The sequence below is a fragment of the Massilia sp. genome (assembly GCF_032106685.1).
GTDB lineage: Bacteria > Pseudomonadota > Gammaproteobacteria > Burkholderiales > Burkholderiaceae_D > Telluria.
This window is the reverse complement of sequence record NZ_DAMCPG010000013.1, coordinates 34535-48835: the sequence shown is the minus strand read 5'-3', so window position 1 is coordinate 48835 and position 14301 is coordinate 34535. Positions and strand designations below refer to the sequence as shown.

At 67.5% G+C, this 14301-nt stretch carries 17 protein-coding genes; 8 read left to right on the top strand and 9 right to left on the bottom strand.

Annotated elements, in window-relative coordinates; translation table 11 throughout:
* Positions 1 to 3 precede the first annotated feature (3 nt).
* The gene (locus RT688_RS09910; protein WP_313704705.1) at positions 4 to 3138 is read left to right on the top strand and encodes a CusA/CzcA family heavy metal efflux RND transporter; all 3135 of its coding nucleotides are present in this window, start codon (positions 4 to 6) and stop codon (positions 3136 to 3138) included.
* Here the strand turns inward: RT688_RS09910 and dmeF are convergent.
* Genes dmeF through RT688_RS09895 form a run of 3 tightly spaced genes read right to left on the bottom strand, consistent with a single transcriptional unit; the run spans position 3126 to position 4600 of the window.
* The gene (gene dmeF / locus RT688_RS09905; protein WP_409521902.1) at positions 3126 to 4121 is read right to left on the bottom strand and encodes a CDF family Co(II)/Ni(II) efflux transporter DmeF; all 996 of its coding nucleotides are present in this window, start codon (positions 4119 to 4121) and stop codon (positions 3126 to 3128) included. The two genes, RT688_RS09910 and dmeF, sit on opposite strands and share 13 nt — an antisense overlap.
* Before the next feature lie 22 nt (positions 4122 to 4143).
* Entirely contained in the window at positions 4144 to 4320 is a 177-nt protein-coding gene (locus RT688_RS09900) for a DUF1289 domain-containing protein (RefSeq protein ID WP_313704704.1), read from the bottom strand.
* Positions 4321 to 4324: 4 nt separating this feature from the next.
* Positions 4325 to 4600: a metal/formaldehyde-sensitive transcriptional repressor gene (locus tag RT688_RS09895; protein WP_313704703.1), complete on the bottom strand. Its 276-nt coding sequence runs from the start codon at positions 4598 to 4600 to the stop codon at positions 4325 to 4327.
* 224 nt (positions 4601 to 4824) lie between these two features.
* On the opposite strand from RT688_RS09895, the gene RT688_RS09890 reads away from it, so the two are divergent.
* Complete coding sequence (locus RT688_RS09890; RefSeq protein WP_313704702.1) at positions 4825 to 5265, top strand: hypothetical protein; 441 nt, start codon at positions 4825 to 4827, stop codon at positions 5263 to 5265.
* A gap of 25 nt (positions 5266 to 5290) precedes the next feature.
* On the opposite strand, the gene RT688_RS09885 is transcribed toward RT688_RS09890, so the two are convergent.
* On the bottom strand, positions 5291 to 5812 hold the full coding sequence (locus RT688_RS09885; protein WP_313704701.1) for a YgjP-like metallopeptidase domain-containing protein: 522 nt from the start codon (positions 5810 to 5812) through the stop codon (positions 5291 to 5293).
* A gap of 146 nt (positions 5813 to 5958) precedes the next feature.
* On the opposite strand from RT688_RS09885, the gene RT688_RS09880 reads away from it, so the two are divergent.
* Entirely contained in the window at positions 5959 to 6291 is a 333-nt protein-coding gene (locus RT688_RS09880) for a four-helix bundle copper-binding protein (protein ID WP_313704700.1), read from the top strand.
* A gap of 134 nt (positions 6292 to 6425) precedes the next feature.
* Here RT688_RS09880 and RT688_RS09875 read toward each other — a convergent pair whose 3' ends face one another.
* The 4 genes from RT688_RS09875 to RT688_RS09860 form a co-directional block, all read right to left on the bottom strand.
* Positions 6426 to 6785 carry a KGG domain-containing protein gene (locus tag RT688_RS09875; protein ID WP_312552835.1) on the bottom strand — a complete coding sequence of 120 codons (360 nt, stop codon included), beginning with the start codon at positions 6783 to 6785 and terminating at the stop codon, positions 6426 to 6428.
* 189 nt (positions 6786 to 6974) lie between these two features.
* On the bottom strand, positions 6975 to 7544 hold the full coding sequence (locus RT688_RS09870; protein WP_313704699.1) for a hemerythrin domain-containing protein: 570 nt from the start codon (positions 7542 to 7544) through the stop codon (positions 6975 to 6977).
* 27 nt (positions 7545 to 7571) lie between these two features.
* Positions 7572 to 7991: a phasin family protein gene (locus RT688_RS09865; protein ID WP_313704698.1), complete on the bottom strand. Its 420-nt coding sequence runs from the start codon at positions 7989 to 7991 to the stop codon at positions 7572 to 7574.
* A gap of 171 nt (positions 7992 to 8162) precedes the next feature.
* Positions 8163 to 9188 (bottom strand): NADP-dependent oxidoreductase, encoded by a 1026-nt coding sequence (locus RT688_RS09860; protein ID WP_313704697.1) that lies wholly within the window; start codon positions 9186 to 9188, stop codon positions 8163 to 8165.
* 143 nt (positions 9189 to 9331) lie between these two features.
* On the opposite strand from RT688_RS09860, the gene purU reads away from it, so the two are divergent.
* From purU to RT688_RS09845, 3 genes are read left to right on the top strand one after another with little or no spacing between them, the layout of a single operon-like run.
* Entirely contained in the window at positions 9332 to 10201 is an 870-nt protein-coding gene (gene purU / locus RT688_RS09855) for a formyltetrahydrofolate deformylase (protein ID WP_313704696.1), read from the top strand.
* Between the two features lie 18 nt (positions 10202 to 10219).
* A complete protein-coding gene (locus tag RT688_RS09850) occupies positions 10220 to 10762 on the top strand; it encodes a YaeQ family protein (RefSeq protein ID WP_313704695.1) in 543 nt (180 codons plus the stop codon).
* Between the two features lie 49 nt (positions 10763 to 10811).
* Positions 10812 to 11291 carry a copper chaperone PCu(A)C gene (locus RT688_RS09845; protein ID WP_313704694.1) on the top strand — a complete coding sequence of 160 codons (480 nt, stop codon included), beginning with the start codon at positions 10812 to 10814 and terminating at the stop codon, positions 11289 to 11291.
* Positions 11292 to 11494: 203 nt separating this feature from the next.
* On the opposite strand, the gene RT688_RS09840 is transcribed toward RT688_RS09845, so the two are convergent.
* Positions 11495 to 12274 carry a head GIN domain-containing protein gene (locus RT688_RS09840; protein WP_313704693.1) on the bottom strand — a complete coding sequence of 260 codons (780 nt, stop codon included), beginning with the start codon at positions 12272 to 12274 and terminating at the stop codon, positions 11495 to 11497.
* Positions 12275 to 12575: 301 nt separating this feature from the next.
* Between RT688_RS09840 and RT688_RS09835 the strand changes: the two genes are divergently transcribed.
* Complete coding sequence (locus RT688_RS09835) at positions 12576 to 13049, top strand: DMT family transporter (protein WP_313704692.1); 474 nt, start codon at positions 12576 to 12578, stop codon at positions 13047 to 13049.
* A 98-nt stretch (positions 13050 to 13147) separates the two neighbouring features.
* Positions 13148 to 14269 (top strand): ATPase, T2SS/T4P/T4SS family, encoded by a 1122-nt coding sequence (locus tag RT688_RS09830; RefSeq protein WP_313704776.1) that lies wholly within the window; start codon positions 13148 to 13150, stop codon positions 14267 to 14269.
* Positions 14270 to 14301: the final 32 nt, after the last annotated feature.

Below are 14301 nucleotides of genomic sequence, written 5' to 3'. Positions count from 1 at the left end.
GCCATGTTCGACCGACTCATTGCCTTCGTCATCGCCCGCCGCTGGCTGGTGATCTTCGCCTTCCTCTGCCTGGGCGGCCTGGGCGTCCACAGCTACGGGCGCCTGCCGATCGACGCCGTGCCCGACATCACCAACGTCCAGGTGCAGGTCAACACCGCCGCGCCGGGCTATTCGCCGCTCGAAGTCGAGCAGCGCATCACCTTCCCGATCGAGACCGTGATGAACGGCCTGCCGGGCCTGGAGCAGACCCGCTCGCTGTCGAAGTACGGGCTGTCCCAGGTCACCGTGGTGTTCAAGGACGGCACCGACATCTGGTTCGCGCGCCAGCTGGTAAGCGAGCGCCTGCAGGGCGCCCGCGCCGCGCTGCCCGAAAACGTGGAGCCGGCCATGGGGCCGACCGCCACCGGCCTGGGCGAGATCTTCTACTGGACCGTGGAAGCGAAGGAGGGCGCGCGCAAGCCCGACGGCACGCCCTACACGCCGATGGACCTGCGCGAGATCCAGGACTGGATCGTGGCGCCCCAGCTGCGCGGCGTGCCCGGCGTGACCGAGGTGAACACCATCGGCGGCTACCTGAAGGAATACCTGGTGGCGCCCGACATGGACCGGCTGGCGGCGCATGGTCTGTCGCTGGACGTGCTGGTCAAGGCGATCGACCGCAACAACGCCAATGCCGGCGCCGGCTACATCGAGCGCGGCGGCGAGCAGTTCGTGGTGCGCACTCCCGGCCAGGTGAAGTCGCTGGAAGAGATCCGCAACATCGTGCTCGACGTGGCCGGGGGCGCCCCGGTTCGCGTGCGCGACGTCGCCGAGGTCGAGCTCGGGCGCGAGCTGCGCACCGGCGCGGCCACCGAGAACGGCCGCGAAGTCGTGCTCGGCGCGGTCTTCATGCTGATCGGCGAGAACAGCCGCGCGGTGGCGGAGAGCGCGCGCAACAAGCTGGCGCAGGTGAACCGCTCGCTGCCGCCCGGCGTGCACGCGCTGCCGGTCTACGACCGTTCGGTGCTGGTCAACAAGGCGATCACCACCGTGCGCACCAACCTGGTCGAGGGCGCGCTGCTGGTGGTGGCCATCCTGTTCCTGTTCCTGGGTAACCTGCGCGCGGCCCTGATCACGGCGCTGGTGATTCCGCTCACGATGCTGATGGTCTTCACCGGCATGGTCGAGGCCGGGGTCAGCGCCAACCTGATGAGCCTGGGCGCGCTCGACTTCGGCATCATCGTCGACGGCGCCGTCGTCATCGTCGAGAACTGCATCCGCCGCCTCGGACTGGCCCAGGCCGCGGCCGGCCGCACCCTCACGCGCGAGGAGCGTTTCGCCGAGGTGGCGCTGGCGGCGGCCGAGGCGCGCCGGCCGCTGCTGTTCGGCCAGCTGATCATCATGACGGTCTACCTGCCGATCTTCGCGCTGTCGGGCATCGAGGGCCGCATGTTCCATCCGATGGCGATCACGGTGGTGCTGGCGCTGGCGGCGGCGATGATCCTGTCGGTCACCTTCGTGCCGGCGGCGGTGGCGCTGTTCGTCACGAAAGCCGTGCCCGAGCACGAGAACCGGCTGATGGACCGCGCGCGCGCCATCTATCGGCGCCTGCTCGACCGGGTGCTGCGCAACCGTCCTGTGGCGCTGGGCTTCGCCGTGCTCAGCGTCCTGCTGAGTCTCGTGCTGGCGACCCGGCTGGGGACGGAGTTCGCACCCAATCTGGACGAGGGCGACATCGCGGTGCTGACGGTGCGCATTCCGGGCACCAGCCTGTCGCAGTCGGTGGCGATGCAGCAGCGCCTGGAAGCCGCGCTATTGAAGGAGTTTCCCGAGATCGAGCGCATGTTCGCCCGCGTCGGCACCTCGGAGGTGGCGACCGACCCTATGCCGCCGAACGCGGCCGACAGCTACATCATGCTGCGCCCGCGCAGCCAGTGGCCGACACCGCGCAAGACGCATGCCGAACTGGTGCAGGCCATCACCGAGGCGGCGCAGCGCGTACCGGGCAACAGCTACGAGTTCTCGCAGCCGATCCAGCTGCGCTTCAACGAATTGATCTCGGGCGTGCGCAGCGACGTCGCGGTCAAGGTGTTCGGCGACGACACCGAGGCCATGCTGGCCACCGCCCAGCAGGTCGCGCGCGTGTTCGGCAAGGTCGCGGGCGCGGCGGAGGTGAAGGTCGAGCAGCTGGAGGGGCTGCCGGCGCTGACGCTGAACGTGGACCGCATCAAGGCCGCGCGCTATGGCCTGAACGTGGCCGACGTCCAGGAAGCCTTCGGCACCCTGGTCGGGGGGCGCGACGTCGGGATGGTGTTCGAGGGCGACCGCCGCTTCGCGATCACGGTGCGCCTGCCCGAGGGCCTGCGCAACGACGTCGACAGCCTGCGCCAGCTGCCGATCGCCCTGCCGGCCGAGGACGGGCGCGCCGCCAGCATCCCGCTGTCGGAGATCGCGACCCTGTCCTTCGTGCCCGAGGCCAACCAGATCAGCCGCGAGAACGGCAAGCGGCGCGTGGTGGTCACCGCCAACGTGCGCGGACGCGACCTCGGCTCTTTTGTCGCCGATCTGGAGCGCGAGCTGGCGGCGGTCAAGCTGCCGGCCGGCACCTGGCTGAGCCTGGGCGGCCAGTTCGAGAACCTGCAGGCGGCCAGCAAGCGCCTGGCGCTGGTGGTCCCGGCCGCGCTGGCCCTGGTGTTCGCGCTGCTCTACCTGATGTTCAACAGCCTGAAGGACGGGCTGCTGGTGTTCAGCGGCATCCCCTTCGCCATGACCGGGGGCGTGCTCGCCCTGTGGCTGCGCGGCCTGCCGCTGTCGATCTCGGCGGCGGTCGGCTTCATCGCGCTCTCCGGCGTGGCCGTGCTCAACGGGCTGGTGATGATGTCGTTCGTGCGCGCGCTGCGCGAACAGGGCCTGGGCGCCGAGCAGGCCATGCGCGAAGGCGCCGAGGCGCGCCTGCGCGCCGTGTTGATGACCGCGCTGGTGGCCTCGCTCGGCTTCCTGCCGATGGCGCTGGCGACCAGCACCGGGGCCGAGGTGCAGCGGCCGCTGGCGACGGTGGTCATCGGCGGCATCCTGTCGTCGACGGCGCTGACGCTGTTGATCCTGCCGGCGCTGTACACCTGGGCGCACGGCGCGGGAAGGCGGCTTTACCCGCGCTGATGGACCTCGATGGTCGTGTGCACGATTTCTTCGTGCACCGCCAGGCGTTCGCGGATCCGGTCCGCGCCGAGGGCGGGGTCGTTCGTGACCACGCTCAGGGCGCAGGCATAGGACGCGCGGCCGACGCGCCAGACGTGCAGGTCGACGATGCGGGTGTCGCCGCTGCCCGCGTCGGCCTTCACGACTTCGCGGATCTCGGCCACGACCGGGGCATCCATCTCGCGGTCGAGCAGGACCTTGCCGGTGTCGACGATCAGGTTCCTGGCCCACACCGCCACCAGCACGGCGCCGACGATGCCCATCAGCGGGTCGAGCCAGCCCCAGCCGAAGAACAGGCCGCCGAACAGCGCGGCGATCGCCAGCACCGAGGTGGCGGCGTCGGCGATCACGTGCACGTAGGCCGACTTCAGGTTCAGGTCGTGATGATGGTGGCCGTGGTCGTGGCCGTGGTGATGGTCGTGGCCGTGTGCGTGACCATGATGATGGCCGTGATCATGGCCGTGGTGGTGGGCGCCGCCGAGGATGACCGCGCAGACGACGTTGACCACCAGCCCGAGCACGGCGATGGCGATGGCCTCCTGGTAGTGGATGGGCGAGGGTGCGAAGAAGCGCTCGATCGAACTGGTCGCCATCAGGGCGGCGATGCCGAGCAGGGACACCGCGCTGGTGTAGCCGGCCAGGATCTCGATCTTCCAGGTGCCGAAGGCGAAGCGCGGGTCCTTCGCATATTTGCGCGCGGCGGCGTAGGCGAAGGCGCTCAGGCCGATCGCCAGGGCGTGCGAACTCATGTGCCAGCCGTCGGCCAGCAGGGCCATCGAGTTGAACCACCAGCCGGCGGCGATCTCGACCACCATCATGGCTGCCGTGATCCACATCACCAGGCGCGTGCCGCGCTCGGCCGCGTGCGGGCCCGCGCCGCCTTTGTCGAATACGTGTTCGTGGGTCCAGCGCGAGAGGTCGTCGTGTTCGCGGATCGTGTTCATGGTCTTTCCTGGGGTGGGGCGTTTATTTGCCGGCCAGCTTCTTCTCGCGGCGCGTGCGTTCGTTGATGACCTGGTGGCGCCGGTGGTCGGTCATCTTCTTCCATTCGCGCGCTTCCAGCCGGGTGCGCAGGCAGCCCGTGCAGAAGCCGGTACGGCCGTCGAAGCTGCATAGTTCGATGCAGGGGGACTTGACTGCCATTTCTCTATTTCAGGTAGCTGCGCACGACCTCGACCAGCTCGTCGGCGCCGCGCGTACGTTCGTCGTCGGCCAGCGCCGGGCTGGCCACGTGCTCGCGGATGTGGTCCTCGATGACGCCGGCCATGAGGCCATTCATGCCGCCGCGGGCGGCTGCCAGCAGGTGCAGGATCTCGGCGCAGTCGTGCTCGCCCTCGAGAGCGCGCTCGACGGCTTCGAGCTGGCCGCGGATGCGGCGCACCCGGTTCAGCAATTTCGTTTTTTCGCGTGCGGTGTGGCTCATGTGTTCTCCTGTGCGTGGATCATAGCATAGGGGGGTAGGGTATATGAATGTTGCGTTTACTCCAGCTGAGTTGATTCATAAGCAACATTCGTTGTACACTCGACCTTGTCTGATCCCTGGACCCGCCAGGGACCTGCCTTGGGCGGCAGCTCGCATCGTTACGCTGCACGCTGCCGTCGGCCGGCGCGCAAGCGTCCTGATCACGCATCCTGGAGAAAAATTCTGTGCAGTTGACACATCGAATCAAGCTGTTGTTTGCCCTGCTTTACTTGCTGTGTGCGAGCGCAGTGGCCGAGACCCTGAAGGACACGGCTGCGGCCAGGGCGCTGACCAACCAGGTCATGGCGAAGGTCGGCAACGGCGACTTGGCGGGCGGCGTGGAAGTGGTCCGGTCTTTCCTGATCGTGCCGCGAGCGGAATTCGATGTGATGATCGAGCAGATCAAGCTGCAGCAACCCGCGATGGCGCAACGCTTCGGCAGGAGCATCGGACACGAGTTCATCCGCGAAGACAAGGTCGGCGAGAACCTGCTGCGCATCGTGCACATCCAACGATTCGAAAAACATGCCATGCGCTGGACGTTTTATTTCTATCGCGGAAACGATGGATGGGTGCTGAACACCTTCAAGTCCGACGACGACATACAGCTGCTGTTCCCGAGCTAGGAGTGAGCCCGGACCTGGCCACGGGTCAGGCCTCGGCCGCCCACAGCCGCTCGCCGGTGTGTTCCATGTGCGTCAGGTAGAGCCGCAGGTCGAGCTCGAACTGGTGGTACTGCGGCTCCATCCAGCAGCACAGCTTGTAGAAGGCCTTGTCGTGCTGCTTTTCCTTCAGGTGGGCCAGTTCGTGCACGGCGATCATGCGCAGGAACTCGAGGGGCGCGTCGCGGAACACCCTGGCGATGCGGATCTCGTGCTTGGCCTTGAGCTTGCTGCCCTGGACGCGCGAGATCGCCGTGTGCAGGCCGAGCGCGTGCTGGACCACGTGGATCTTGCTGTCGTAGGCGACCTTCGAGACCGGCTCGGCGTTGCGCAGGTAGTCATCCTTCAGGTCCTGCACGTAGTCGTAGAGCGCGCGGTCGGTGCGCAGGCCGTGGGCGCGCGGATAGCGCGAGCGCAGCAGGGCGCCCAGGCGGTTTTCGGCGAGCAGGTCGGCGGCCTGGCGGCGCAGTTGCTCGGGATAGGCGGTCAGGTACTTGAGCTCGTGTGGCATAGGGCCGGGAATGTACCACAGGCGCGCCCGCCTCGCCGGCCGCCTCCTGCGGCTCCCAGGGCGTCGGTACCGGCCATGCGTGCGCCGCGCGGCGCGGGCCGGCCCTATCCTGTTTTCTTCGACCAGCCGACATGAGGAGAACAAGGATGAAACTCGATCACTTCCAAAGCTGCATCGACGCTTGCAATGCCTGCGCCATGGCCTGCGACAACTGCGCGGCGTCCTGCCTGCGTGAGGAGGACGTGAAGATGATGGCGCGCTGCATCGCCCTCGACATGGATTGCAGCCAGGTGTGCCGGCTGGCGGCCGGCGTGATGGCGCGCGCCAGCGAGAACGCGGCCGCGGTGTGCCGCCTGTGCGCCGAGATCTGCCGCGCCTGCGCAGAGGAATGCGGGAAGCACCAGATGGATCATTGCCAGCAATGCGCGGCCGCCTGCCGCCGCTGTGCGGAGGAGTGTGAACGGATGGCAAGCGCATAAGGCTTGCGGTCGCTGCGCGGCCCCCTGGCCGCGCAGGAAGGAAGAAAAGGAAAAGAAGGGAAGGGGGCTGCGACCCGGCCGGATGCGCCCTGGGCGCCAGGCCGGGTCGGCGGCGCAGGCCGCACGGCCCGTGCTTATTGCTCCTTGCCTCCCTGGCGGTTGCCGGCCGCCGTCTTGGCGGCCGCGGCCGCGCGGTTTGCCGACTGCCGGCTTTCGCCGCCCTTGCGGCCGATGTCGGCCATGTGTGCACGGTTGCGGCTCACCGCCTCACCGCCTTTCTGGCCGGCGCGGCGCGCTTCTTCGGAATCGAATTCGTGCGCCGTGCCCTTCTGGTGGGCGGCCTGGCCGCCCTTGCTGGCGATTTCGCGCTGCTGGTTCTGGTCCATCGCCGCGAAGCCGCGCTTGGCGGGACCGCTGCCGCTGCCGCTGCCGCTCTTCTGCGCGCTGCCGCCGGAGCTGCCCGCGCTCTTGCCGCTCTCCTTACTCGTCGCCATGTCGCTCTCCTGGTTGCCCTGCACGTAAATGAAGGAGGAGCCCCGTCCGGCAGGCTCCAAGCGCAGCATTGCCGCGCTCGTGCGGTTAGAGACACGGCCGGTATGTTAGTTCCTTCAGCTTGCTGCGCGCGGTGCGCACGGGATGCGCGCGATGGCGCATCGCATCGCGCGCGGGATCGAACGGCGCTCTCAGTCGGGCGCGCGCGGCGGCAGGCGCATGCCCGCGTGCGGCTCCATCGCGTCGATAGCGCCGGGCACGCCCTCGTCGAGTCCTTCGTCGATGTCCTGGTCGAGCTCGCGGCGCCTGGCCTCGATCCGGCGCGCCAGCGCCGCCAGGTCGATGCCGCAGGCGCGCGCGGCCTCGAAGATCTCGCCTTCCTCGCGCGCCATATGGTGCTCCACTTCCTCGGCCAGCACGGCGACGGTGGCGTCGAAGTGCTCGTCGCCGGGGTACATGGTCTCGAGCTGGCCGACCAGCTCGCGTACGCCCGCATGCTCGACCTCGGCCTCGTCGATCATCTCGTCGTCGTCCTTGCCCGCCGCGCGCAGCAGCGGGTAGAACAGCTCTTCCTCGACGATCGCGTGCAGCGTCAGTTCGTAGCAGATGTCGTCGACCAGGTTGGCCAGGTGTTCCTCTTCTTCCTCGATGCCGCGCACGCGCTCGAATTCCTGGAACAGCTGGCGGACCCTGTCGTGTTCGCGGCGCAGCAGCGCGAGCGCGTCTGCCGGCCCGTCCTGGCGTTTGCCTGGGGATGCCATCGGAACCTCCGTTCGGTGAGCGGCCGGCTAGGCGGGAGCGTGCACGGCCTGGCCGCCAGTGCCAGCGGCGGCGGCGCCGGCAGCGCCGCGCATGAAGTCGCCGGCGCCGCGGGCGGCCTGCCAGCTGCCGTTGTTGGCGTCGCGCGCCAGGGCCGCGCCGCCCGAGCTGAGCACCTGCATCAGAGCACTCTGCCAGGCGCGCCAGTGTTCGGCGGCCGGCTGCGATTCGCGCATCGCCACCGCGCCCATCTGGAAGGGAGCCTGGCAGGCGGCCAGGGCGCGGCCGAGCTTGACGCTGTCGTCCATCAGCTGGCGCATCATGCGCAGGTTCAGTTCGCCGAGCTGGCCCAGGGCCTCGGTGGCGTGGCGCGACATCTGGGTGATGAGGTCGACCTGGGCTTCGAGCTGGGCGTGCATGGCGGGATCGGTGTTGGAAAAGGCTTGCATGGTGTCCTCGACGTGAGCGGTGGATGGTAGAAGGTGAAAAATCCCTTCCACCCCTCCCGGCAGCTTGCCGGGAGGGGGCGAAGGAGCATCGCAAGTAGACGCCCGCAAACCGCGCAAGTTCAAGGAAAATGCACCCGCCTCGAAACGAATCAAGGCAGGTGCGGATGGGACTTAGGCGTCGGCGACCTTCAGCACCAGCTTGCCGAGGTTCTTGCCCTCGAACAGCATGTTCAGGGCGGACGGGAAGTTCTCGAAGCCTTCGACCACGTGTTCCTTGGCCTTGAAGCTGCCTTCCTTCATCCAGCGCGCGATGCTCGCCACGCCTTCCGGGTAGCGCGCGGCATAGTCGGTGACCAGCATGCCTTCCATGCGCGCGCGGTTGACCAGCAGCGACATGTAGTTGGACGGGCCCTTGACCGCGCCCGTCGCGTTGTACTGCGAGATGGCGCCGCAGATCACGATGCGCGCCTTCATGTTGATGCGGGTGAGGACGGCGTCGAGGATGTCGCCGCCGACGTTGTCGAAGTAGACGTCCACGCCCTGCGGGCAGTGTTCCTTCAGCGCCGCGTTCACGGGGCCGGCCTTGTAGTCGATGCAGGCGTCGAAGCCGAGTTCCTCGACCACGAAGCGGCATTTGTCGGCGCCGCCGGCGATGCCGACCACGCGGCAGCCCATGTTGCGCGCGACCTGGCCGACCGTCATGCCGACCGCGCCGGCCGCGCCCGACACCACCACCGTCTCGCCCGGTTTCGGCTGGCCGACGTCGAGCAGGCCGAAGTAGGCGGTCATGCCCGGCATGCCGAGCGCGTTGAGCCAGGTCGGCAGCGGGGCCAGCGCCGGGTCGACTTTCGCCAGCATGGCGCCGCGGTCGTCGGCCGGGCCGCTCCAGTAGCGCTGCACGCCCATCACGCCCATCACGGTGTCGCCGGCGGCGAACTTCGGCGACTTCGATTCCTCCACGATGCCGATGCCGCCGGCGCGCATGACTTCGCCGATGGCGACCGGGCGCACGTAGGATTTGCCTTCGTTCATCCAGCCGCGCATGGCCGGGTCGAGCGAGAGGTAGAGCAGCTTGACGCGTACGTCGCCTTCGTTCAGGTCGGGCAGGGCCGGCGCGGCGCGCTGCCAGTCGCTGTCCTTCGGCAGGCCGACGGGGCGGGCGGCGAGCAGGAACTGGTCGTTCGTGGCTTGGGTCATCGTGGTGTCTCCGTTCAGGTTGTGGGGTTGAGTCAGGCCTGGATACTATACAGAAAAAACACGGTCGTGCGTTTTCTCGCGTGGCTGTTTCTGCAAGCTCATGCGACAATGATCCGCCCCGAGACTACGACGAGTTGGCCGCCATGACGCACCCGGAATACATCCTGACCCTGTCCTGCCATGACCAGCGCGGCATCGTGCTGCGCGTCGCCGGTTTCCTGGCCGAGCACGGCTGCAACATCATCGATTCGGCCCAGTTCGGCGATCCGGAGTCGCAGCTGTTCTTCATGCGCGTGCACTTCGCGGCCGAGGACCCGGGCGTGGGCGACGCCGACCTGCGCGGCGCGTTCGCCGCCTTCTGCGAGCAGGGCGCCATGCGCGGCCAGCTGCACGACGCCCATGCCAAGCCGCGCGTGCTGATCATGGTCTCGAAGATCGGCCACTGCCTGAACGACCTGCTGTTCCGCTACAAGAGCGGGCTGCTGCCGGTCGAGATCCCGGCGATCGTCTCGAACCACATGGACTTCTACCAGCTCGCGGCAAGTTACAATATCCCGTTTCACCACCTGCCGCTGGCCACCGGGGCGAGCGAGCAAGCCAAGCTGGCGCAGGAAGCGCGCATCGTCGAGCTGCTCGACATGCACAAGGTGGACCTGGTGGTGCTGGCGCGCTACATGCAGATCCTGTCGCCGGGGCTGTGCGAAGCCTTGCAGGGCAGGGCGATCAACATCCACCATTCCTTCCTGCCCAGCTTCAAGGGCGCGCGCCCGTATGCCCAGGCGCACCGGCGCGGCGTCAAGCTGATCGGGGCCACCGCCCACTTCGTCACGGGCGACCTCGACGAAGGCCCGATCATCGAGCAGGACGTCGAGCGGGTGGACCACGCGATGACGGTCGAGGAACTGACCGCCATCGGGCGCGACGTCGAATGCGTGGTGCTGGCGCGGGCGGTGAAGTGGTTCGTGGAACACCGGATTTTGCAGAACGGCGACCGGACAGTCGTTTTTAAATAAGAAAGTAATCAAGCATCAATGGCCCTCAAAGCAACCATCTACAAGGCAGAACTGCAGATCGCGGACATGGACCGCAACTACTACGCGGAGCACGGGCTCACCATCGCCCGCCATCCTTCCGAGACCGACGAGCGCGTGATGATCCGCGTGCTCGCCTTTGCCTTGCATGCGTCCGAGTCGCTCGCCTTCACCAAGGGCCTGTTCGACACCGACGAGCCCGACCTGTGGCAGAAGGACCTGACCGGCGCCATCCACACCTGGATCGAGGTCGGCCAGCCGGACGAGAAGCGCCTCCTGAAGGCCTGCGGCCGCGCCGAGCACGTCTATGTCTACAGCTACAGCGCCACCAGCCACATCTGGTGGAAGGGCATCGCCAACAAGCTCGAGCGCGCGCGCAACCTCACCGTGATCAACATCCCCTTCGATGCCAGCGCCCAGCTCGAAAAGCTGGCGAAACGCTCGATGCAGCTGCAGTGCACGATCCAGGACGGCCAGCTGTGGCTGACCGACAGCGTCGATACCGTGCTGGTCGAGCGCGAGACGCTCAAGGCCGCGGCCTGAGGCCGCAGTTTCGTTATAATCCCCTGTCACCCACTTCGCTTTGCCGACCATGAAGCCTACCCTGTTTGCCTTGCTGGCCGCCGGCCTGTTTTCCACCAGCGCGCTGGCGCAAGTGAGCGTCACCGACCCCTGGGTACGCGCCACGGTGCCAGCGGCGAAAAGCGCCGGCGCCTTCATGCAGCTGAAGTCGGCCACGGCCGTGCGCCTGGTTGGCGTGAGCACCCCGGTCGCGGGGCGCGCCGAGATCCACGAGATGGCGATGGAAAACAACACCATGCGCATGCGCGCCGTCGACGGCATCGACCTGCCGGCCGGCACGCCGGTGAACCTGGCCTCGGGCGGCTACCACCTGATGTTCTTCGACCTGAAGCGCCAGCTGAAGGAAGGCGAGACCGTGCCGGTCACCCTCGTCGTGCAGGACGCGGCGAAGAAGCGCAGCAGCGTGACGGTCGAGGCCCAGGTCAAGCCGCTGACCTACGTGGCGCCGGCGATGCAGGGGCATGGGCACGGGCAGCATCAAGGGCATTGAAGTCCGTAGGGTGGGCACCTTGTGCCCACGCGTATGGATGAGCAGCGATAGCCGAACGCGTTGAAGCGAAAGCCGCTTCAAGGCGGCGTGTCCCAAAGCGTCCCGCCGGCGGCGCCTCTCCTGTTTGCGCCGCGGAGCCAATCCTCTCGGGCGCGAACTGCGGATGAACATCTAGTGCGTGGGCACGGCGTGCCCCTGCGTCATTAGCGCGGCGACGCGCCGATGCGCTTGACCTCGCCCGAGCCCACCGTCGACTTGCTGACCTGCGGGTCGCCGTAGTAATGCACGTCGCCCGAACCGGCCATCGACACGCTCAGGCGCTCGCGCGGCCAGACCGTGGCGTCGCCCGAGCCGGCCAGCGACACGCTGGCGGTGGTGGCCTGGACCCGGCCCATGTCGACGTCGCCCGAGCCGCCGATCGAGACCGACACCTTGCCCGCCGTGCCGCCGCCGACCTGCACGTCGCCGCTGCCGCCGAGCGAGACCGAGACCGTCTCGGCGTCGACGCCTTTCAGGTTGATCCGGCCCGAGCCGCCCAGGTCGAGATCGATGCGTCGCGCGCGCAGCGGGTCGGCCTCGATGCTGCCCGAGCCGCCCAGCGACAGGCGCTCGATCGAGCGCGCCTGCACCACGATGCGGATCGATTTCGACTGCAGGTTCAGGTTGCGCTTGCTCGGGCGGATGCGCAGCGTGCCGCCGTCGACCACGGTTTCCAGCAGCGGCAGCAGGTTGTCGTCGGCTTCGATGGTCACGCCTTCGCTGTCGCCGATGCGCAGTTCGACCCGGCCCGGCACCGCCAGCGACAGGCCGGTGAAGCCGGACACCTGGCGCGCCTGCTTGACGATGCGGCCGCTGCCTTGCACCTGCTCGCTGCCCCAGGACCAGGGCGCCGCGCCGGCCTGGACCGCGACGCCCAGGCTGGCGGCGATGCAGGCGGCCAGCAGGGTGCGGCGGGCGATGGAAGAGAGAGTGGGCTTGTTCATGTTCTTGTCCTCACGGTTGTCGATGGTGAAACTGTAAGGCGCAGCGGCGGCGGGCGCATCCGTTTTGCGACGAACTGCAGGGAAACGCGACCAGAATGCGGCTGGGCGCGGACGACATGACGGTTGCCCCAACCTGCCCGGTCATGCCGGACCACGGTCCAAAATGGTGTGCGGCGGCAACGCCGGGACGGCGAAAGCGGCGTCTGGCGCCCCGAATTGGTGCACTGCGGTGCACGCTGCTGCCACATCCACTACAATCTTGCCCTTTTTGTCTCCGGCCCGGCCGGAAAGGATGTGGATCATGAATGCGGCCCTGTTCATACTGGCCTTTTGCGTAGGACTCTTTATTTCGGTGCAGGCTGCCGTCAACAGCCAGCTGGCGAATGCCCTGCAGGCCAACTCGGTGGTGGCGGCTTTCATTTCGTTCAGCGTCGGCACGGTCGTGCTCGGCATTGCCGCCTTTGCCCGCGGCGGCGTCGGCGAAGCCTTCGGCGCGCTGGCCCAGCAGCCGCTGTGGAAGCTGACCGGCGGCGTGCTCGGCGCGGCCTTCGTCTTCGGTACGGTATTCCTGGCGCCGCGCATCGGCTTGCTCAACCTCGTGGTGCTGGTGATCGCCGGCCAGCTCATGATGTCGATGGCGATCGATAACTTCGGCCTGGTGAACATGGCGGTGCGCAAGGTCTCGGGCATCCGCATGGCCGGTGCACTCGTGGTCGTGGCCGGGGTGGCGTTGACCATCTTCGGCGACAAGATCGTTGCCGCGTTGGGACGCTGAATAATTTCTATCCGGCAGATGCAATTTCTGGCGGGCATGGTTTTATAATGATCGGTATTGTCTGAACGACACTTCGATTGATCAAAGAGCCACGCCAGATGGAATACCACCAGTCCTCGCAAATCCCCACGCTGTCGTATATCGAGAACGAAGACCATCCGGTCTTCGGCACGCTGGTCGAGCAGATCCTGCACCTGCTCAATTCGCGCCTGGTGTTCTCGGACATCATCATCCACCAGAACAGCCCCCTGATGCTGCGCCAGCCGAAGGGGCTGGTGGCGGTGACGGATTCGCCGATCACGAAGGAAGAGCTGGAAGAGTTCTTCGACGTCATCGAGCCGAACTGGGCCGAGCGCATCGCCGAGCGCGCCTTCGACCGCTCGATCGACCTGCACACGGCGCGCATCCGCGCCAACTGCTTCAGCTTCCAGGGCAAGAAGCGCCTGGGTTGCGTGATCCGCCGTTTCCCCAAGGAGCCGCTGCCGCTGGCCGAGCTCGGCCTGTCAAGCGATGCCCAGGAATTCGCGCAACTCTCCAGCGGCCTGGTGCTGATCATCGGCGACACCTGCCAGGGCAAGTCGACCACCATCGCCTCGATGATCGACGAGATCAACAAGCGCCGTTCGGGCCACATCATCACCATCGAAGACCCGGTCGAGACCCTGATCCCGCAGCGCAAGTGCATCATCACCCAGCGCGAAGTCGGCAAGGACGGCGACGTCGAGAGCTATTACCTCGGCGCGCTGGACGCGCTGCGCGAGCGCCCGGACGTGATCGTGATCGGCGAGATCCGCGACGCCCAGACCGCCCAGGAAGCGCTGGCCCTGGCCGAATCCGGCCCGCTGGTGCTGGCCTCGCTGCACGCGCGCTCGACCGAGATGGGCCTGCAGAAGATGCAGCGCCTGCTGGGCAACAGCGAATCCCAGGCCCAGGCGCTGGCCCACGCCCTGCGCGGCGTGCTGTGCCAGGCCCTGCTGCCTTCGCTCGACGCCAACCGCTACCACCTGGCCACCGAATGCCTGAGCGTCAATCCGGCCGTGGCGCGCCTGATCGAAGCCGGCGACCTGGGCGCGCTGCGCGAGCACATGAACAGCGGCCGCGATCCGGGCAGCCACACCATGAACGCCTCGCTCGAGCGCCTGCTGGCCGGCCACAAGGTCAGCGTCGAGGATGCGCGCAACGCGACCACGGACCGCGTCGGGTTTGCCGAGCTGGTTTGAGGGCGGCGCAGGGCGAACGGCCCGGCAGCTCC